We start from the raw sequence: 17,718 nt of genomic DNA, 5'->3' as shown, positions 1-17,718 counted from the left end.
CTTTCCGCACACCGGCACGAAGGCACGCAGTCATGAAGATCCTGATGGTGTCATGGGAGTACCCGCCCGTCGTCGTCGGCGGTCTGGGCCGACACGTGCACCACCTGGCCACCGCGCTGGCCGAAGCCGGACACGAGATCGTGGTGCTCAGCCGCAGGCCCACCGACACCGATCCCAGCACGCACCCGTCCACCGACGAGGTCAGCGAGGGAGTACGGGTGGTGGCCGCCGCCCAGGATCCGCATGAGTTCGTGTTCGGCGCGGACATGATGGCCTGGACCCTGGCCATGGGCCACGCCATGGTGCGCACCGGCCTTGCCGTCAAAGACAATTCGGGCGACCGCTGGGTGCCGGACCTCGTTCACGCCCACGATTGGCTGGTGGCCCATCCCGCCATCGCCCTGGCCGAATTCTTCGATGTGCCACTGGTTTCCACCATCCACGCCACCGAGGCGGGTCGGCACTCCGGCTGGGTCTCGGGCCCGATCAGCCGCCAGGTGCATGCCGTGGAATCCTGGCTGGTACGCGAATCCGATTCGCTGATCACGTGTTCGGCGTCGATGAGCGATGAGATCACCGAGCTGTTCGGACCCGAGCTGTCCGAGATCAGGGTGATCCGCAACGGGATCGACGCCGATCTCTGGCCGTTCGCGCCGCGACGTCCCCGGCAGGGTCCACCCGAGTTGCTCTATCTCGGCCGCCTGGAATACGAGAAGGGTGTGCACGACGCGATTGCGGCCCTGCCCCGTATCCGGCGCGCACATCCCGGCACCACCCTGACCATCGCCGGCGACGGAACCCAGCAGCAGTGGCTTATCGAGCAGGCCCGGAAGCACAAGGTGCTCAAGGCGACCCGGTTCGTCGGACGGCTCGGGCACGAGGAACTGCTGCAGGCCCTGCAGGCCGCCGACGCCGCGGTGCTGCCCAGCCACTACGAGCCGTTCGGCATCGTGGCACTGGAAGCCGCGGCCACCGGAACCCCGCTGGTGACCTCGAACGTCGGCGGCCTGGGCGAAGCGGTGATCGACGGTCAGACCGGAATGTCCTTTGCACCACGGGATGTGGTCGGGCTGGCCGCGGCGGTCCGCGCTGTGCTCGACGATCCCGAGGCCGCGCAGCGGCGGGCGATCGCCGCGCGCGAGCGGCTCAGCGCCGACTTCGACTGGCACACCGTGGCCGCCGAGACCAGCCAGGTCTATCTGGCCGCCAAACGTGCCGAGCGGGAGCCACATCCGCGCCGGCCGATCGTCGAGCACGCCCTGCCCGACCGCTGATTCGACCGGCGTCGAACCATTCCGCACCTAGCGTGCGGTTATGGCACCACAACGCTCGCCCATCCTCACGCTGATCGCCGCCTACCTCGGGCTGTTCGTCGGCCTGGTCGACGCGAACGCCGTCAACCTGGCGCTCCCCGCGATCGGCAGTGACCTCGGCGGCGGGGTGACCGGTGCGCAATGGACCATCGACGCCTACAACGTCACGTTCGCGGCGTTTCTGCTGACCGCAGGATCGCTCGGTGACCGGTTCAGCCGGCGCCGGATGCGAGAATCGTCGATCCGCTGTCGGCGCCGCACTGACCAAGCACAATCGAGGCGTGGTCCAGATCCCCCGACATCTACGTACGGTCTGCGCTGCTTTCGTCGGCGCAACGCTCACACTCGGCCTGGCCGCACCGGCGACCGCCGAGCCCAACGGCACCGCGCCCTCACTGCCGGCGTTCGTGCCCCAACCCTCGGACTGGTCACCGAACTACACGGTGTTCCCCTACAACCTGTGGCAGGTGCGCGTCACTGGAGAGCAGATCGACGCCCAGCGTGAGTCCTGCCAGTGGTTCAACGCCCAATACGGCACGTTGATGAGTCAGATCGTGGGTTTCCAGAATTTCCTGGGCGGGCAGCACGACTATTGGACCGCACCCGGCGTGCAGGCCGCAGGCAACGCCGTGAAAGCCAACGTCGATCAGTCGGCGGCGTTCCTCGATCCCCGAGCTCACACCCTGTACATCACCAATTACCCCGACCAGAGCCAGTATTCACCGCTGTACAACGGTGATTCGATCTATCACCTGTGGTATCAGCTGACCCAGATCAGCGACAAGATCCAGAAACAGCAGCCGGCCGGGGTGATCAACGCCAACATCGCCACCGCGAATGTCTACGGGAACGTGATCCGCGATTCCGGGGTGTGCAACGGGGCCTGAGCGGCCCGGTCAGTTGCTGTTGGCCGCCTTCTTGCGCTCGATGTCGGCCAGTGCCGCGGCGAGCTCGGCGCGCTCGGCGGCCGACGTCTCCCAGTCCAGCTTGCGGTTCTTGACCACCCTGGCCGGCGCCCCGACGGCAATCGAGAAATCGGGGATCTCACCCTTGACCACAGCGTGGGCGCCCAACACGCAGCCGCGGCCGATCGAGGTGTTGCGCAGGATGGTGACCTTGGCGGCGATCCAGGTGTCCGGGCCGATGCGCACCGGGCCCTTGATGATCCCCTGGTCCTTGATGGGCATGTCGATGTTGTCCATCTTGTGGTCGAAGTCGCACACGTAGCACCAGTCGGCCATCAGCGCGGAGTCGCCGAGCTCGATGTCGAGGTAGGTGTTGATGACGTTGTCGCGGCCCAGCACCACCTTGTCGCCGATACGCAGCGAGCCCTCGTGGCAGCGGATGGTGTTCTTGTCGCCGATGTGAACCCAGCGACCGATCTCCATCTGCGCCAGCTCCGGCGTGCACTGGATCTCCACACCCTTGCCGAGGAAGACCATGCCGCGAGTGATGATGTGCGGGTTGGCCAGCTTGAACTTCAACAGCCGCCAGTACCGCACCAGGTACCACGGGGTGTAGGCGCGGTTGTCGATCACCCATTTCAGCGACGCCTTGGTCAGGAAGTCGGCCTGGCGCGGATCACGTAGCCGGGAGCCCCGCCAGCGTTTGTGAATCGGGGCGCCCCACATCGTCGTCATGGCCGGACAGCCTACGCGAGGCCAACAGGCGCGTTACCAGGTCCTGCCGCGCGGCCGGGTACCCTCACCTGGGCCACTCATACCTGCCCCATGCGTGTTCGGCGACGAAAGGACATCGTGTTCCGGCGATACCTTGCACTGGCGGTCGCGGTGCTGTTCACAGGCCTGCTCGCCGGTTGCGAGAACACCGATTCCTGGGTGGAAGCGCACGCCGCACAGGGCTGGTCAGCGCAGTACGGAGACGCCGCCAACAGCAGCTACATCCGAGCCCGCGGCCCCGAGGCGCTCCGCCTGGAGTGGAGCCGGTCGGTCAAGGGTGAGCTGGGTGCCCAGGTGGCACTGAGCACGGATAATCGCCTGGCGGTCAACGCGCAGACCGCCGGGGGCTGTTCGTTGATGGTGTGGGAGGCCGACAACAACGCCCGCCAGCGCTGGTGCACGCGATTGGTTCTGGGCGGTGGCTGGTCCAGTCCCCTGTTCGACGGCTTCGACAACGTCTATGTCGGGCAGCCCGGCACCATCCTGTCCTTCCCGCCGACACAGTGGATCCGCTGGCGTCAACCGGTGATCGGCATGCCGACCACGCCCCGGCTCCTCGATGACGGCCAACTGCTGGTGGTCACCCATCTGGGCCAGGTGCTGGTGTTCGACGGGCACCGCGGCACGGTCGAGGGAACACCGCTGGATCTGGTTTCCGGTGTGGACCCGACCGATTCGCAGCGTGGTCTGGGCGACTGCCAGCCGGCCCGGTCGCGGTGCCCGGTGGCGGCCGCACCGGCCTTCTCCCATCAGGCCGGCCTCGTAGTGCTCAGTGTGTGGCAGCCCGGGGCCGAGGCGCCCGTGCTGATGGGGCTGCGCTACCACCCCGGCCAGGCCACTCTTCTGACCCAGGAATGGACCAGCAACGCCGTGGGCCGCGGACCGCTGGCCAGCCCGGTACTGTCCGCCGACGGTTCGACGGTGTACGTCAACGGCCGTGACCAGAAGCTGTGGGCACTCAACTCTGCCGACGGCTCGCCGAAATGGTCGGTGCCACTGAACTATCTGGCCCAGACCCCGCCGTCCGTGTCGCCGGAAGGGCTGATCGTGGCCGGGGGCGGACCGGAGGCCAAGCTGACCGCGGTGCGCGATGCCGGAGACCACGGCGAGGTGGCCTGGACCCGGGACGATGTGGTCCCGCTGACCACATCGAGTCGCGCGGACGGTGTCGGCTACACGGTTGCCCGCGAGGGCGGACACGGCCAGACCCTGTTGGTGTTCGACACCTCCGACGGGCACACCCTCAATGCCTATCCCGTTCCGGAGGCCACCGGCTGGCCCGTCGGGGTATCGATCGGGAACGACCATCGGATCGTCACCGCGACCAGTGACGGCCAGGTGTACGGGTTCGCGCCGGCCTGATCACGCGTCAGGCGCGATCTCGCGCGTCAGGCCAGGAGTGCCGCCACGGCTGACCGCGGGACGTTGGCCTGGCTGGCTCCGGCGGCCTCCGGCAGCAGTTCGCCCTGCCCGAAGTAGAAGATCACCGAGTCGTCGGTGATCGCGAAGTTCTGGTAGTGCACCGGGTCCAGTCCGACGGTCGACGGGATCGCCAGTTCGACGCCGGACTGTTTCTGCAATTCGCGCTGGACGATCGGGAAGATCACGTCCAACGGCTTGGAGCCCGGCTTGAACAGGGTGTCGAAGGTGATCGGTGCCCGCGTGGCCACGTTGTAGTTGAACGTCTTGTACCAAGTCTGCGGGTGGGCGCCACCGACGTTCTGATACACCTCGAAAACCAGGCTCTGGGTGCGAGCAGGCGTCCCGGAGCTGTAGGCGGTGCCCTTGGCGTCCAGGACGTAGGGCTGATCGCGTGAGCCGGGCATTCCCGACACGTTGACGAAGCCGTCGCGGGTCTGGATCAGGTAACCGGCGACAGCCTGCTGATCGGGGTACCCGAGCGGGAACGTGTAATCCAGTGTGTAGGTGGCATTCGCGGTGTGCACCTGACAGATCTCGTCGCCGTCGACGGTTCCGCCGAGGTCGGCGCAGGCCGACTGCGCAGCTGCCACCGATATGCCGAGCCAGCCGAGCAGCGCACCGGCTGCCAGCAGCGCTGTCACAGGGGGAATTCGCATCGTCAGTCGTCCTCGCAGGCGATCAACTCACACCGGTTGAACCACCGGCGTGTTTGGGACCAGGTTACTTGGCGGTTATCGCGACGGGCGACAAATGAATGCCGTTGCCCGGCTGGCCGCCCCGGAACCGAGCCGCGCGATCACCACCGCCAGGTGCTCGGTGCCACGCAGCCGCATCCGGGCCCGCAACGCATCGGGATCCACGTCCAGGCCGCGAACCAGAATCTCCAGCGCCCCTACCGACCGGGCCGCCAGTGCGGCGCGCAACCGCCGCTCCTGGAAATGCAGCTGCTCGAGGACCTCGAAACCGCGCACCCCGGCGGGCAACTCGTCACCGGACAGGTAGGCGATATCGGGGTCGAGCTGCCACAGGCCGTGCCGCGCCGCATAGTGGCGTACCAACCCGGCACGCACCACCGCACCGTCGGGGTCGACGATCCAGCGCCCCGCCGGGGCCACGGAACAGTCGTCGGGTTCGGCGTCGCTGATCTCTTCACGGGTTTCGAGCATGCTGGCCCGCCGGCGTACACCGGGTTCGGTCAGACCGGGCGACCACAGGCAGGCTTCGCGCACGCTGCCCCCGACCGAAGTCACCTCGATCTCACCGCCGAACCCCATCTCGGTGAGCGCATCGAAATCGATTCCCGGAGCGCATTTCACCACGAGGTCCCGGTCGCGGTAGACGTCCAGGACCGCGTCGAGCGCCGGGGTGTAGGCCCGTGGGTCGAATCGGCGCCGTCCGCCCGACCGGCGGGCCGGATCGATGATCACCACCGTGTCGCGGGTGACCGGCGCCAGCGCGTCGGCACGGCACAGTGGGACAGCGGGGCCGCCGTCATCAAGATTGTTTGCGGCCATCGCCAGCCGCACCGGATCGAGGTCGCTGCCGACCAGCTGTGCTGCGCAATCACGCAGTGCCACAAGCTCACTGCCGATCGAGCAGGTGGCATCGTGCACCCGGGCCCCGGCCAGCCGGCGGGCCCGATGCGCGGCCACCGGCGCAGCCGTGGCCTGTTGCAGCGCCTCGTCGGTGAACAGCCACTGCCCCGGGTCGTCGAACTTGGCCGCGGCCCGACGCCTCAGCTGTACGGTCTCCACCAGAATTCCGGCGTGATCACCGAATTGTGTTCGGACAGCGGCGATGTCGCTGACCAGGCTGGCCCCGGTGAGGCGGCGCCCGGCCACCTCATCCAGGGCCTGTGCTCCCGCCTGCGACCGCAGATATGCGACGTCGGCGGGATCGAACACTATGACGGCTTGACCCCGGTGACCATCACGTTGTAGAACCAGCCCTTGGGCACCACGCGGCGCCACACGTTGGAGTCGACCCAGCTCAGCGTGGTCCAGCTGTTGAACGCGAACTTGGCCCAGCCCCAACCCAGACGCCCCGGCGGCACCGCGGCCTCGAAGGTGCGGACCGGCCAGCCCAGCATCGCCGCGGTGAATTCCTCGCTGGCGGTGCGCACTTCGACCGCACCGGCGTTGGTGGCCATCCGCTCCAGATCGGCCGGATCAAAGGTGTGCAGGTCGACGACGGCTTCCAGCGCCGCGGCGCGGGAGGACTCGTCGAGTTCGGCCTGGGGACGGCGCCAGCCGCTCAGCCAGGGCAGCTTGGTCAGGTTGGTGGTGGCGTGCCAGGTCAGGGTGGACAGCTCCCGGGCGTACTTGTTGCCGACCGTGGTGGGCTCACCGGCGAACACGAAACGGCCGCCGGGCTTGAGCACCCGGACCACCTCACGCAGCGAGAGTTCGACGTCGGGGATGTGGTGCAGCACGGCGTGCCCGACCACCAGATCGAACGTGTTGTCCTCGTAGGGGATGCCCTCGGCGTCGGCGACCCGCCCGTCGATGTCCAGGCCGAGCGACTGACCGTTGCGGGTGGCGACCTTGACCATGCCCGGGGACAGATCGGTCACCGAACCGCGCCGCGCCACACCGGACTGGACCAGGTTGAGCAGGAAGAACCCGGTACCGCAGCCCAGCTCGAGGGCCCGGTCGTACGGCAGCTCGCGCTGCTCGGATTCGGGGACGATCGCGTCGAACCGGCCGCGGGCGTAGTCGATACACCGCTGGTCGTAGGAGATCGACCACTTCTCGTCGTAGGTCTCGGCTTCCCAGTCGTGGTAGAGCACCTGCGCGAGCTTGCTGTCGTGCATCGCGGCCTCGACCTGTTCGGCCGTGGCGTGCGGGTTAGGAGTCGGCATGCCAGCTACATCGACCGCCGCGTCAACGTCGGCGCCGGAATCCTTGATGTCAGTCATGCAGGGCAGCCTAACGGCCCGGGTGGGGTGGGCGTCAGGGCCGGTCCACCACTCCGTCGACGGCGGCCTTCGCCGCGGCCAACACGTCCACCGGATGGTCGACGAATCGCCGCGCCCAGGCCAGTGCCTCGTCATAGACGTGGTCGGGTGCCACCATCTGGTCGATCAGCCCGAGTTCCAGCGCCTCCTCGGCGCCGACGAACCGGCCGCTGAACACGAGTTCCTTGGCCTTGCTGGCCCCGACGACCTTGGCCAGCCGCGCACCGCCGCCGGCGCGGGGCGCCAGACCGGCCAGGATCTCCGTTGCACCGAATTTGACGTTGTCGCCGCTGACCCGCCAATCTGCGGCCATCGCCAGGCTCAGCCCGCTGCCCAGCGCGTAGCCGGTGATCGCGGCCACCGTGGGCTTGGGGATGGCGGCCACGGCCTCGATGCACTGGCGTAGCGCAGCGTCGGCGGCGGCGGCCTCACCCGTGTTCAGCGTGCGCAGTTCGGGAACGTCATCGCCGGCGCAGAAGATCTCATGCCCGCCGAACAGGATCACCACCGAGATGTCGGTGCGCTCACCCAGCTCGTGGGCCGCCGCGATGATCTCGCGGTACATCTGCCGGGTCAGGGCATTGGTGGGTGGCCGCGACAGCATCAGGGTGCCTATACGGTCCTGCTCCGGCGCCGCCCCGGTGATCGCGTTGACGAACTCGTTCACTGAACCGATTCCCCGGCCGCCCCGCCGCGGCCCAGCGGGGCCCGGTGGTTCCTGGCCGCGTTGTACCGGCCGCTGTCGAAGAACTCGATCTGCCAGCTCCCCTCGCCGAGGGAGAGGTTGGGTTCGGTGGCGACGATCTTGCGTTCGGTCGCCAGCACGTCGGCGACCGAACGGCCGTGGAGGGAGTTGAGCTGGGTCCAGGTCGGCGGCAGCAGGAACGAGTTGCCCTGCTCGAAGTCGTCGAGACCGGCTTGCGGGGTGCTCCAGAACGCCCGGTCGGTCTCGGTGTTCTCGCCGTCGGCCCGCTGGCCCTCGGGCAGGGCGCCGACGAAGAAGAACGTGTCGTAGCGGCGGGTGCGTTCCTCTTTGGGAGTGATCCAGTTGTCCCATGGCCGCAGCAGGTCGGCGCGCAGCACGAGTTTCTCGTCCCGCAGAAAATCGGCGAAGGACAGTGAGTGGTTGGCCAGGGCGGCACGCGCCTCGCCATACACAGAGGCGTCGGACACGATGCCCGGGTCGCCTGGTCCGCTGTGCGGCCCGGCGAACAACACGCCGGATTCCTCGAAGGTCTCGCGGGCCGCGGCGCATACCAGCGCCTCGGCCAGCCCGGTGTCCACGCCGAGCCGCTGTGCCCACCAGTCCGGTTCGGGTCCGAACCAGGCGATGTCGGCATTGCGGTCGCGGTCGTCGACTCCCCCGCCCGGGAACACCATCACCCCGGCGACGAACTCCATCGCCGCATGCCTACGCATCATGAAGACTTCGATATCCGGCGCACCTCCGCAGTGCACATCGCGGACCAGCATCACCGTGGCCGCCGGCCGGGGCACCAGTGGATCGTCGGGGGTACTGCTGCTCATTCACGCCTCCTGTGCGCCGCTCGGGTCCTGGTTCGCCGGGCGAAGTAGCGCCCGTCGATCGTGTCCAGGGCGATCGACTGACCGAACGCCTTGGAGAGGTTCTCAGCAGTCAACACCTCGGTCAGCAGACCCGAGGCCACCGCCTTGCCCTCCGACAGGATCAGCGCGTGGCTGAACCCGACCGGAATCTCCTCGACATGATGGGTGACCAACACCATGGCCGGCGCATCGGGGTCGGCAGCCAGATCGGTCAACCGGGCTACCAGCTCCTCGCGGCCGCCCAGGTCGAGCCCGGCCGCCGGCTCGTCGAGCAGCAGAAGTTCGGGGTCGGTCATCAGTGACCGGGCGATCAGGACCCGTTTGCGCTCACCTTCCGACAGGGTCCCGTAGGCCCGTTCGGCAAGATGTTCGGCACCGACGCTTTCCAGCATGTCGATGGCCTGCGCGTAGTCGACGTCCTCGTAATCCTCGCGCCAGCGGCCCAGAACGGCGTAGCCCGCCGACACCACCAGGTCGCGCACCACCTCGGTGTCGGGGATCCGCTGGGACAGCGCCGAGCTGCTCAGGCCGACCCGGGCCCGCAGCTCGGACATGTCGGTGCGCCCCAACCGTTCACCGAGCACGTAGGCGGTGCCTGATGACGGATGTTCGGTGGCGGCGGCGATCCGCAGCAGCGAGGTCTTGCCCGCCCCGTTGGGGCCGATCACCACCCAGCGTTCGTCGAGTTCGACGGCCCAGGTGATGGGCCCGACGAGGGTGTTGCCGCCACGCCGCAGGCTCACCCTGGCGAAGTCGATCAAGAGGTCGGGGTCGGTTCCGTCTTCGTCGTCGCCGATTGTCGAGTCGGTACGTTCCCCTGAGGCCACTCGCTCATCGTAGTGACCGGTTCCCGATCCGCCCGGGCACGTCCGCCGCTGAAATCGTGGAACAACAACGACCGTGGCATCAGCCGCAGGAACAGCTGCACGAGCGGCCCGATCCCGAACGCGTAGATGACGGTGCCGATCCCGACGGTGCCGCCCATCAGCCAGCCCACCGCCAGCACGGTCGCCTCAATTCCGGTGCGCACCAGACGCACCGACAACCCGGTGCGGGCGACGAGTCCGGTCATCAGGCCGTCCCGGGGTCCGGGGCCCAGGCCGGCGCCGATGTAGAGCACGGTGCTGATGGCGTTGAGCACGACGGCGCCGGTCATCATCGCGATGCGCACCGGCATCGCCGACGGCGCGGGCAGGATGGCCAGCGTCGCGTCCACCATGACGGCGATGACGATGACGTTGGCGACGGTCCCGATCCCGGGCCGGTTCCGCAACGGGATCCAGGCCAGCAGGACGACGACGCCGACGACGGCCGAGGCCATTCCGAGGGACAGCGGGGTGTGCCGGGTCAGGCCCTGGTGGAAGACGTCCCACGGATCGAGGCCGAGCCCGGCACGCACCATCATCGCCATCGACGCGCCGTAGCCGCACAGGCCGATCAGGAGCAGGGCACCGCGTTTGAATGCGGTCCTCATGCGTGGTCAGGGAATCGGACGCGGATCGCGTCGAGCTCGCTGCGCACCCGGCGGGCGTCCACGTCGCGGTCTCCGGGGTAGTTGCCGGGGTCGTACATACGGCGGAGATTCTCCGCCAGTCGGGAAATCCAGTTCCGGGCCATGCACCCATGATCTCGACCATCTGGCTTGCCATTCAATATCCAGTTGACACATACTGGCCTCATTATGTCGATGGATATGGCGGCTAGAGCCCTCGACGTGGACCTGTTGGCCCGCGAACTGGGTAACTGGCGCACCTCCAGCCAAAGTGGCCCCGCCTATCTCGGCCTGGCCGACGCCATCCGGCTGCTCATCGTGGACGGCCGGGTCCCGGTCGGGTCACGCATTCCCAGCGAACGGGCGCTGGCCGAGTCGTTGCGGGTGTCGCGCACGACGGTCACCGCCGCCTTCGCCCAGTTGCGCGACGACGGCTACCTGCACGCCCGCCGCGGGGCCCGCAGCATCACCGCCCTGCCGGCCGCCGGCCACATCGGGCCCGACGCCACCACACCCACGGTCAGCCTGGCCGCCGCCGCCCTGTCCGCGCCCGGCACCGCTGTACTGGAGGCGTTCGCCGAAGCCGCTCGCGATATCGCGCCGTATCTGCGCGAGCCCGGTCACGAACTGATGGGTGTCGGACCGCTTCGCGCGGCGATTGCCGAAAGATATTGCGCCAGAGGACTACCCACCGATCCGAGCCAGATCATGGTGACCAGCGGAGCCCAGCACGCGATCGGGCTGATCCTGGCCAGCCACACCCAGCCCGGCGACCGGGTACTCGTCGAGCAACCCACCTATCACGGCGCGCTGTCGGCGATCTCGACCGCGGGAGCGCGGGCGGTGCCTGTCGCACTCACCGGGGACGGCTGGGAGCTCGATGCCGTACAGGCCGCGCTGCGGCAGCTCGCCCCGAGCCTGGCCTACCTGGTTCCCGACAGTCACAACCCGACCGGTTTCACCATGCCCGCAGCGGAGCGAAAGCGGTTGGGGCAGATCATTTCCGACACGCGCACCCGCACCATCGTCGACGAATCGATCATCGACATGTGGATTGACGAGGCGCCTCCCGAACCGCTGGCGGCCTCGGTCCCCCGCAACGATCTGGTGCTGACCATCGGCTCGATGTCGAAATCGTTCTGGGGCGGTCTGCGGGTCGGCTGGATTCGCGCCGAGCGCGGCACGCTGGCCACCATCGCCGCCATCCGGCCTTCGGTGGACCTCGGTACCCCGATCCTCGAACAACTCGCCGCGGCAAAGCTACTCGAGATGCACGCCGAGGTACTACCGGAACGGCGCGAGATCCTGCGCGTCCGTCGGGAGTTCCTGGTGGCGCTGCTGGCCCGTGAGCTTCCGGACTGGCAGCCCGGGCACGGCCGCGGCGGGATGTCGCTGTGGGTGAAGCTGCCCGCGCCGATGAGCACCGCGTTGTCGGCCGCCGCGATGCGGCTGGGCCTGGATGTGCCCGCCGGCCCGCGGTTCGGGGTGGACGGCACGCTGGAACGGTTCATCCGGCTGCCCTATGCGCTCCCGGAATCCGAACTGGAAGAGGCGGTGCACCTGCTGGTGCGGGCCTGGCACAGCATCACCGGCACGCTCAGCGCGCAACCGCAGACGCTGGTGGTCTAGTCAGCGATCAAGGCTGCTGCGACATCGCGTAGCACGTGCTGTAGTGCTCGATGGTGCACGGAATCCCGTTTACCGTCGGCAGCTGGCCCGGCTGGTTCGTGATGTTGGTCCCCCCGGCGCTGGGCGCCATCACCGGCGGTGCCACTGCACCCATCCCGCCGCCGGACGAACCGGCCACGCACACACCCTCGAACTTGGTCTGCACCGTTCCCGACGGGCACCGCTTGGCCTCCGCCGGGGCCGCGACCGCCAACTGTCCCAGGACTGCCGCAACGGCGAACGCGCCAACCACGACCGTGTGCTTCAGGTTCGCCATGCCCACACCCTACTTCAGGGTGCCTGCCGGTTCACCCTTCCCGACGTCAGTCCTCGGGGATCTCGACGCGACGCAGCATGCCGTCCTGGGCGTCGGCGGCCTCGATCTCACCGCGGGTGACGCCGAGGATGAACAGCACGGTGTCCAGGTAGGGATGGCTCAGCGACGCGTCGGCGACCTCACGCAACGCAGGTTTGGCGTTGAAGGCGACGCCGAGGCCGGCTGCCGCCAGCATGTCGATGTCATTGGCCCCGTCCCCCACGGCCACGGTCTGTTCCATGGGCACGCCGACCTGCTGGGCGAAATCGCGCAGTGCCTTGGCTTTACCCGGTCGGTCGATGACCTGGCCGATGACCCGTCCGGTCAGCTTGCCGTCGACGACCTCCAGTTCGTTGGCCGCCACGTAGTCCAGCATGAGTTCGTGCGCCAGTGGCTCGATGACCTGGCGGAAACCGCCCGACACCACGCCGCAGTGAAAGCCGAGCCGCCGCAGGGTCCGGATGGTTGTCCGGGCGCCGGGCGTCAACTCCACCTGATCGGCGACATCGTCGAGCACCGAGGCCGGCAAACCGGCCAGGGTCGCGACCCGGCGGTGCAGCGATTCGGCAAAATCCAGTTCGCCGCGCATCGCGGCTTCCGTGACGGCGGCCACCTGGGCTTCCATGCCGGCCCGGGCGGCCAGCATCTCGATGACCTCGCCCTGGATCAGCGTGGAGTCGACGTCGAAGACGATGAGCCGCTTGGCCCGCCGTGCCAGGCTGTAATCCTCGAGCGCGATGTCGACACCTTCGTCGACCGCCACCTGGGCCAACGCCGTTTGCAGCTGGCTGTACGCGGCCCCCGCAGGCACCGACACACGGAGTTCCAGGCCCGTCACCGGGTAGTCGGACACCCCGCGGATCGTGTCGATGTTGACGCCCAGACCTGCGACCGCACGGGCCACCACGCTGAACGACTCAGCAGTGATCGGACGGCCCAGCACCACGATCGTGTGGGTCGACGGCTCGCGCATGACAGGCATGTCGTCACTGCGCTCGATCGTGACGTCCAGGCCGAGCCGGTGGATCGCCGTCTCGACGTCACTGCGCAGCGCATCGCCGTCGACCAACTCGACCGGTGCCGCGACCAGCACACCCAAGGTGAGCCGGCCGCGGACCACGACCTGTTCGACGTTGCGGAGATCCACCTGATGGCGGGCGAGCACCTCGAACAGCGCCGATGTGACACCGGGCTGATCGACTCCGGTGACGGTGATCAGTACTGACGAGCGCTCTCGTGGAGCACCGGTCATCGAAACATCCTCGACGTGCTCACCCCCGGATGCTGCCACCCGTCAGCTGGAGCGGTCCGCAGACTCGAGCTCTGGGTGATGCGCGCGGCCCACGTGGGCCTCGGCGCGCATCCGCTCGACCATGTGCGGGTAGTGCAGCTCGAACGCCGGTCGCTCCGAACGGATTCGGGGCAGCTCGGTGAAGTTGTGCCGCGGCGGCGGGCAGGAGGTCGCCCACTCCAGCGAGTTGCCGTAACCCCAGGGGTCATCGACCGTCACCGGCTCGCCGTAGCGCCAGCTCTTGAACACGTTCCACACGAACGGCAGGGTCGAGATGCCCAGGACGAAGGCACCGATCGTGGAGACGACGTTGAGCGTGGTGAAGCCGTCGCTGGGCAGGTAGTCGGCGTAGCGGCGCGGCATGCCCTCGTTACCGACCCAGTGCTGCACCAGGAAGGTGAGGTGGAAGCCGATGAAGGTCAGCCAGAAGTGCAGCTTGCCCAGGCGCTCGTCGAGCAGACGTCCGGTCATCTTCGGGAACCAGAAGTAGATGCCCGCGTAGGTGGCGAACACGATGGTGCCGAAGAGCACGTAGTGGAAGTGCGCGATGACGAAGTAGCTGTCGGTGACGTGGAAGTCGATCGGCGGGCTGGCCAGCAGCACGCCCGACAGGCCACCCAGCAGGAAGGTGATCAGGAAGCCGACCGAGAACAGCATCGGCGTCTCGAACGTCAACTGGCCCTTCCACATCGTTCCGATCCAGTTGAAGAACTTGATGCCGGTCGGGACCGCGATCAGGAACGTCATGAAGGAGAAGAACGGCAGCAGGACCGCGCCGGTGGCGTACATGTGGTGCGCCCACACCGCGATCGACAGGGCCGCGATGCTGATGGTCGCGTAGATCAGCGTGGTGTAACCGAAGATCGGCTTGCGGCTGAACACCGGGAAGATCTCGGACACGATGCCGAAGAACGGCAGCGCGATGATGTACACCTCGGGGTGACCGAAGAACCAGAACAGGTGCTGCCACAACAGGACACCGCCGTTGGACGGGTCGTAGATGTGCGCGCCCAGGTGGCGGTCGGCGGCCAGACCGAACAGCGCGGCGGTCAGGATCGGGAACGCGATCAGCACCAGGATCGAGGTCACCAGGATGTTCCAGGTGAACACCGGCATCCGGAACATCGTCATACCGGGCGCACGCATGCAGACCACGGTGGTGATCATGTTGACGCCACCGAGGATGGTGCCCAGACCACCGACGGCCAGACCCAGGATCCACAGGTCACCGCCGGCACCCGGCGAGTGGATGGCGTCGGTCAGCGGCGAGTAGGCCGTCCAACCGAAGTCCGCGGCACCGCCCGGCGTGATGAAGCCGCCCAGGGCGATCAGCGCGCCGAACAGGAACAGCCAGAACGACAGCGCGTTCAGCCGCGGGAACGCCACATCGGGCGCGCCGATCTGCAGCGGGAGCACCAGGTTGGCGAACCCGAACACGATCGGGGTCGCGTAGAACAGCAGCATCACCGTGCCGTGCATGGTGAACAGCTGGTTGAACTGCTCATTGCTCAGGAACTGCAACCCAGGCATCGCCAGCTCGGTACGCATGAACAGCGCCATCAGACCGCCGATGAAGAAGAAGGCGAAGCAGACGACGCAGTACATGATGCCGATCAACTTGTGATCGGTCGTCGTGATGAGCTTGTAGATCAGGTTGCCCTTGGGGCCCATCCGTTCCGGAAAAGGACGACGTGCCTCGAGTTCTCCGATTGGGGGCGCTTCGGCTACCAAGAGATCCTCCAAAGATTCGTCGGGAAATCCCGCATATCGACCTGAATCCTAACGCTCCCGGCGGCCTGTGCGCCCGTGGGTCCTACAAACCGTCGTACTGAGTCGCTCCCTGGAGTCGCGACTTTCAGCCGCGAGGCCCTGACCAGCGATAAGACGATGAATGCTACCGTCGCCCGGTGCTGACCAACCGACCCCGCGCCACCGTCGCGGTGATCGCCGCGGCCGCGACACTCGCCAGTGGGTGCGGCTCTGCCGAGCAGACGCAACAGGCGCAGACGTCGATGACCACCAGTGTCACCAAGATCGCCGACGCCGGCGTGCTGGGTAATCAGCGCCGCCCCGACGAATCCTGCGCGGCCGAGCCGGCCGCCGCCGATCAGTCGGCACGAGAGGTCCGCAACGCGCGCGCCGAAGGTGCCGATATTCCGGAGTCCACCGAGGTGCGTGGCGACCCGCAGCGCATCATCGCGCTGTCCGGGGACCAACTGGATGCGCTGTGCGCGCTGGGCCTGCAGTCGCGCATCGTCGCGGCGGCACTTCCGGATGGTTCGTCCGAGCAGCCCTCCTATCTGGGGGCCGTCGTGCACGGGGTCGCCCCGGCAGGTTCCCGGAACGCGCCGGACCTCGAGGCCATCAAGTCGGCCAACCCGGAGCTGATCCTCGGTTCCGCGAGCCTCACCCCTGCATCGTTCGGCGCGCTGTCGGCGATTGCCCCGACCGTGTTCACCGGGGCGCCCGGGGCCGCCTGGCGCGACACACTGCGCGCGGTGGGTGAGGCGACCGGTCGCCGGGACGCCGCGGCCGACCTGATCGCGAAGTTCGACGACGCCGCCCGCGATACCGGCGCGCAGAACGACGCCGGGCACTTCCAGGCCTCGGTGGTGCAACTGACCGAGAACAGTGTCCGGGTGTATGGCGCCGACACCTTCGCTGGCAGCGTGCTGGCCGCGGTGGGATTGGATCGCCCTGCCGCGCAACGGTTTACCGACAAACCCTACGAGGAGCTCGGCACCGCCGACGCCGATTACCGCAGCGCCGACGCGGATATCGTCTACGTCTCGTTCGCGTCCGCGGCAGCCAAGGACAACGCACCCAAGATCCTGGAAAGCCCGGCCTGGCGGGCCCTGTCGGCGGCCAAGGACAACCGGGTGTTCGTGGTGAACAACGAGGTCTGGCAGACCGGGCAGAACATCGTGGCCGCCCGCGGCATCCTTGATGACCTGCGCTGGGTGAACGCCCCGATCAACTGATCCGGCCGTCGACTCCGTACACGGCCTGTTGGCCGAATTGGCCGGTGGCCAGCGACCCGTCGGGTAGCACCAGTTCCCCGGCCTGCATGCGGCGGCGCAGATACGTGAAGGTCTGCGCGGTCTGGGCGAACAGATGCTCACCGGCTCGCAGCGCCGGACGCTGCGAGCCGTCGCCCGTGACGAACCGGGGCAGCGGTTTCACCTCGGTGTGATAGTCGACGTTGAAGAACAGCGGGAACGAATAGCGCTCCTGCGCGACGCGGCGCACCCGGTGACTGGTCGCCACGAATGTTCCGTTGGTCCACAGTTCGAGTAGATCGCCGATGTTGACGACGAACGTCCCGTCCACCGGTGGCACGTCGATCCACTCGCCGGCGCCGTTGAGCACCTCTAGGCCGGGCGCGGTGGGCTTGAGCAGCGTGAAGCACTCGTAGTCCGTATGCGCGCCGATGCCCTGTCCGTCCTGCGCGTCGGCGTTGTACGGGTAGTGCATCAACCGCAGTTGGCTGGGCGTTTTCGTGGTGTGCCGGGAGAACACCTCGGGGTCCTCCCCCAGCGCCACCGCGAACGCCCACAACAGTTGCCGGCCAACATCGATCACAGCCTGGTAGTAGGCCGTCACCGCTTCGGCGAATCCGGGGAGATCCGGCCAGGTGTTCGGTCCGAGCATCGGGTTGCCCGCCAGATGGTCGGGGTCGTCGGCCGGCAGGTCCAGTGCGGTGTCGAAGGCTTCCTTCAGGTCGGGCGGGCTGTCGGATTCGAGACCTTCCTCCCCCACCGGGACGTAACCGCGGTGACACTGGGACAGCCCGATGTAGCTGCGCATCTTCTCCTCCAGCGGCAGGGCGAAGAACTGCTTGGTGGCAGTGAGCATCCGGTCGAATACCGCTTCCTCGATGCCGGATCCGCTGATGTAGAAGAAGCCGACCTCTCGGGCCGCCGTGCCGATCTCGGCCGCGACCCGTTCCCGCTCTTCGCGCCGGGCCGAACGCAGCCCACTGATGTCGACGATCGGCACGGACATGAACGCCGCC

The 17,718-nt window shown here is 67.7% G+C and carries 18 protein-coding genes; 5 read left to right on the top strand and 13 right to left on the bottom strand.

Annotated elements, in window-relative coordinates; all coding sequences use genetic code 11:
- Window positions 1–32: 32 nt before the first annotated feature.
- On the top strand, window positions 33–1,274 hold the full coding sequence (locus tag ACZYZ7_RS00515) for a glycosyltransferase family 4 protein (protein WP_450068690.1): 1,242 nt from the start codon (window positions 33–35) through the stop codon (window positions 1,272–1,274).
- A gap of 329 nt (window positions 1,275–1,603) precedes the next feature.
- Complete coding sequence (locus ACZYZ7_RS00510; protein WP_463740532.1) at window positions 1,604–2,200, top strand: hypothetical protein; 597 nt, start codon at window positions 1,604–1,606, stop codon at window positions 2,198–2,200.
- A 9-nt stretch (window positions 2,201–2,209) separates the two neighbouring features.
- On the opposite strand, the gene ACZYZ7_RS00505 is transcribed toward ACZYZ7_RS00510, so the two are convergent.
- On the bottom strand, window positions 2,210–2,953 hold the full coding sequence (locus tag ACZYZ7_RS00505; RefSeq protein ID WP_135453542.1) for an acyltransferase: 744 nt from the start codon (window positions 2,951–2,953) through the stop codon (window positions 2,210–2,212).
- A 117-nt stretch (window positions 2,954–3,070) separates the two neighbouring features.
- On the opposite strand from ACZYZ7_RS00505, the gene ACZYZ7_RS00500 reads away from it, so the two are divergent.
- Window positions 3,071–4,354: an outer membrane protein assembly factor BamB family protein gene (locus ACZYZ7_RS00500; RefSeq protein ID WP_463740531.1), complete on the top strand. Its 1,284-nt coding sequence runs from the start codon at window positions 3,071–3,073 to the stop codon at window positions 4,352–4,354.
- Between the two features lie 26 nt (window positions 4,355–4,380).
- On the opposite strand, the gene ACZYZ7_RS00495 is transcribed toward ACZYZ7_RS00500, so the two are convergent.
- The 8 genes from ACZYZ7_RS00495 to ACZYZ7_RS00460 form a co-directional block, all read right to left on the bottom strand.
- Window positions 4,381–5,070 carry an esterase gene (locus ACZYZ7_RS00495; protein ID WP_450068688.1) on the bottom strand — a complete coding sequence of 230 codons (690 nt, stop codon included), beginning with the start codon at window positions 5,068–5,070 and terminating at the stop codon, window positions 4,381–4,383.
- 75 nt (window positions 5,071–5,145) lie between these two features.
- On the bottom strand, window positions 5,146–6,318 hold the full coding sequence (locus tag ACZYZ7_RS00490) for a THUMP-like domain-containing protein (protein ID WP_450068687.1): 1,173 nt from the start codon (window positions 6,316–6,318) through the stop codon (window positions 5,146–5,148).
- Complete coding sequence (locus ACZYZ7_RS00485; RefSeq protein ID WP_135459949.1) at window positions 6,318–7,274, bottom strand: class I SAM-dependent methyltransferase; 957 nt, start codon at window positions 7,272–7,274, stop codon at window positions 6,318–6,320. The genes ACZYZ7_RS00490 and ACZYZ7_RS00485 overlap by 1 nt, the downstream gene beginning before the upstream one ends.
- A 91-nt stretch (window positions 7,275–7,365) precedes the next feature.
- The gene (locus tag ACZYZ7_RS00480; protein ID WP_450069241.1) at window positions 7,366–8,046 is read right to left on the bottom strand and encodes an enoyl-CoA hydratase; all 681 of its coding nucleotides are present in this window, start codon (window positions 8,044–8,046) and stop codon (window positions 7,366–7,368) included.
- Window positions 8,034–8,897, bottom strand: coding sequence for an NUDIX hydrolase (locus ACZYZ7_RS00475; RefSeq protein ID WP_463740035.1), 864 nt, complete (start codon window positions 8,895–8,897; stop codon window positions 8,034–8,036). Before ACZYZ7_RS00475 ends, ACZYZ7_RS00480 begins: the two co-directional genes overlap by 13 nt.
- A complete protein-coding gene (locus ACZYZ7_RS00470; protein WP_450068686.1) occupies window positions 8,894–9,763 on the bottom strand; it encodes an ABC transporter ATP-binding protein in 870 nt (289 codons plus the stop codon). The genes ACZYZ7_RS00475 and ACZYZ7_RS00470 overlap by 4 nt, the downstream gene beginning before the upstream one ends.
- A complete protein-coding gene (gene yczE / locus ACZYZ7_RS00465; RefSeq protein ID WP_450068685.1) occupies window positions 9,694–10,410 on the bottom strand; it encodes a membrane protein YczE in 717 nt (238 codons plus the stop codon). The genes ACZYZ7_RS00470 and yczE overlap by 70 nt, the downstream gene beginning before the upstream one ends.
- Window positions 10,407–10,553 (bottom strand): hypothetical protein, encoded by a 147-nt coding sequence (locus ACZYZ7_RS00460; protein ID WP_167857786.1) that lies wholly within the window; start codon window positions 10,551–10,553, stop codon window positions 10,407–10,409. The genes yczE and ACZYZ7_RS00460 overlap by 4 nt, the downstream gene beginning before the upstream one ends.
- Before the next feature lie 64 nt (window positions 10,554–10,617).
- Between ACZYZ7_RS00460 and yczR the strand changes: the two genes are divergently transcribed.
- Window positions 10,618–12,057: a MocR-like transcription factor YczR gene (gene yczR / locus ACZYZ7_RS00455; protein WP_450068684.1), complete on the top strand. Its 1,440-nt coding sequence runs from the start codon at window positions 10,618–10,620 to the stop codon at window positions 12,055–12,057.
- 7 nt (window positions 12,058–12,064) lie between these two features.
- On the opposite strand, the gene ACZYZ7_RS00450 is transcribed toward yczR, so the two are convergent.
- From ACZYZ7_RS00450 to ctaD, 3 genes are read right to left on the bottom strand one after another with little or no spacing between them, the layout of a single operon-like run.
- The gene (locus ACZYZ7_RS00450) at window positions 12,065–12,373 is read right to left on the bottom strand and encodes a hypothetical protein (RefSeq protein ID WP_036439478.1); all 309 of its coding nucleotides are present in this window, start codon (window positions 12,371–12,373) and stop codon (window positions 12,065–12,067) included.
- A gap of 46 nt (window positions 12,374–12,419) precedes the next feature.
- A complete protein-coding gene (serB, locus tag ACZYZ7_RS00445) occupies window positions 12,420–13,664 on the bottom strand; it encodes a phosphoserine phosphatase SerB (protein WP_450068683.1) in 1,245 nt (414 codons plus the stop codon).
- Between the two features lie 42 nt (window positions 13,665–13,706).
- Window positions 13,707–15,434 (bottom strand): aa3-type cytochrome oxidase subunit I, encoded by a 1,728-nt coding sequence (gene ctaD, locus ACZYZ7_RS00440; protein ID WP_135453536.1) that lies wholly within the window; start codon window positions 15,432–15,434, stop codon window positions 13,707–13,709.
- Between the two features lie 176 nt (window positions 15,435–15,610).
- Between ctaD and ACZYZ7_RS00435 the strand changes: the two genes are divergently transcribed.
- Window positions 15,611–16,684, top strand: a complete 1,074-nt coding sequence (locus ACZYZ7_RS00435) for an iron-siderophore ABC transporter substrate-binding protein (protein WP_463740034.1) — start codon at window positions 15,611–15,613, stop codon at window positions 16,682–16,684.
- Here the strand turns inward: ACZYZ7_RS00435 and ACZYZ7_RS00430 are convergent.
- Window positions 16,677–17,708, bottom strand: a complete 1,032-nt coding sequence (locus ACZYZ7_RS00430) for an isopenicillin N synthase family dioxygenase (protein WP_463740530.1) — start codon at window positions 17,706–17,708, stop codon at window positions 16,677–16,679. The two genes, ACZYZ7_RS00435 and ACZYZ7_RS00430, sit on opposite strands and share 8 nt — an antisense overlap.
- Between the last annotated feature and the right edge of the window lie 10 nt (window positions 17,709–17,718).

It is taken from the genome of Mycobacterium sp. IDUB_17, from assembly GCF_055419465.1.
This window is presented reverse-complemented; position numbering and strand designations above follow the sequence as displayed.

Bases quoted from the DNA above. Each gene is read 5' to 3' on its own strand.
- ACZYZ7_RS00515 (WP_450068690.1), top strand. From the start codon at position 33: ATGAAGATCCTGATGGTGTCATGGGAGTACCCGCCCGTCGTCGTCGGC.
- ACZYZ7_RS00430 (WP_463740530.1), bottom strand. From the start codon at position 17,708: ATGTCCGTGCCGATCGTCGACATCAGTGGGCTGCGTTCGGCCCGGCGC.
- ACZYZ7_RS00475 (WP_463740035.1), bottom strand. From the start codon at position 8,897: ATGAGCAGCAGTACCCCCGACGATCCACTGGTGCCCCGGCCGGCGGCC.
- ACZYZ7_RS00495 (WP_450068688.1), bottom strand. From the start codon at position 5,070: ATGCGAATTCCCCCTGTGACAGCGCTGCTGGCAGCCGGTGCGCTGCTC.
- ACZYZ7_RS00485 (WP_135459949.1), bottom strand. From the start codon at position 7,274: ATGCCGACTCCTAACCCGCACGCCACGGCCGAACAGGTCGAGGCCGCG.
- serB (WP_450068683.1), bottom strand. From the start codon at position 13,664: ATGACCGGTGCTCCACGAGAGCGCTCGTCAGTACTGATCACCGTCACC.
- yczE (WP_450068685.1), bottom strand. From the start codon at position 10,410: ATGAGGACCGCATTCAAACGCGGTGCCCTGCTCCTGATCGGCCTGTGC.
- ACZYZ7_RS00450 (WP_036439478.1), bottom strand. From the start codon at position 12,373: ATGGCGAACCTGAAGCACACGGTCGTGGTTGGCGCGTTCGCCGTTGCG.
- yczR (WP_450068684.1), top strand. From the start codon at position 10,618: ATGTCGATGGATATGGCGGCTAGAGCCCTCGACGTGGACCTGTTGGCC.
- ACZYZ7_RS00505 (WP_135453542.1), bottom strand. From the start codon at position 2,953: ATGACGACGATGTGGGGCGCCCCGATTCACAAACGCTGGCGGGGCTCC.
- ACZYZ7_RS00460 (WP_167857786.1), bottom strand. From the start codon at position 10,553: ATGGCCCGGAACTGGATTTCCCGACTGGCGGAGAATCTCCGCCGTATG.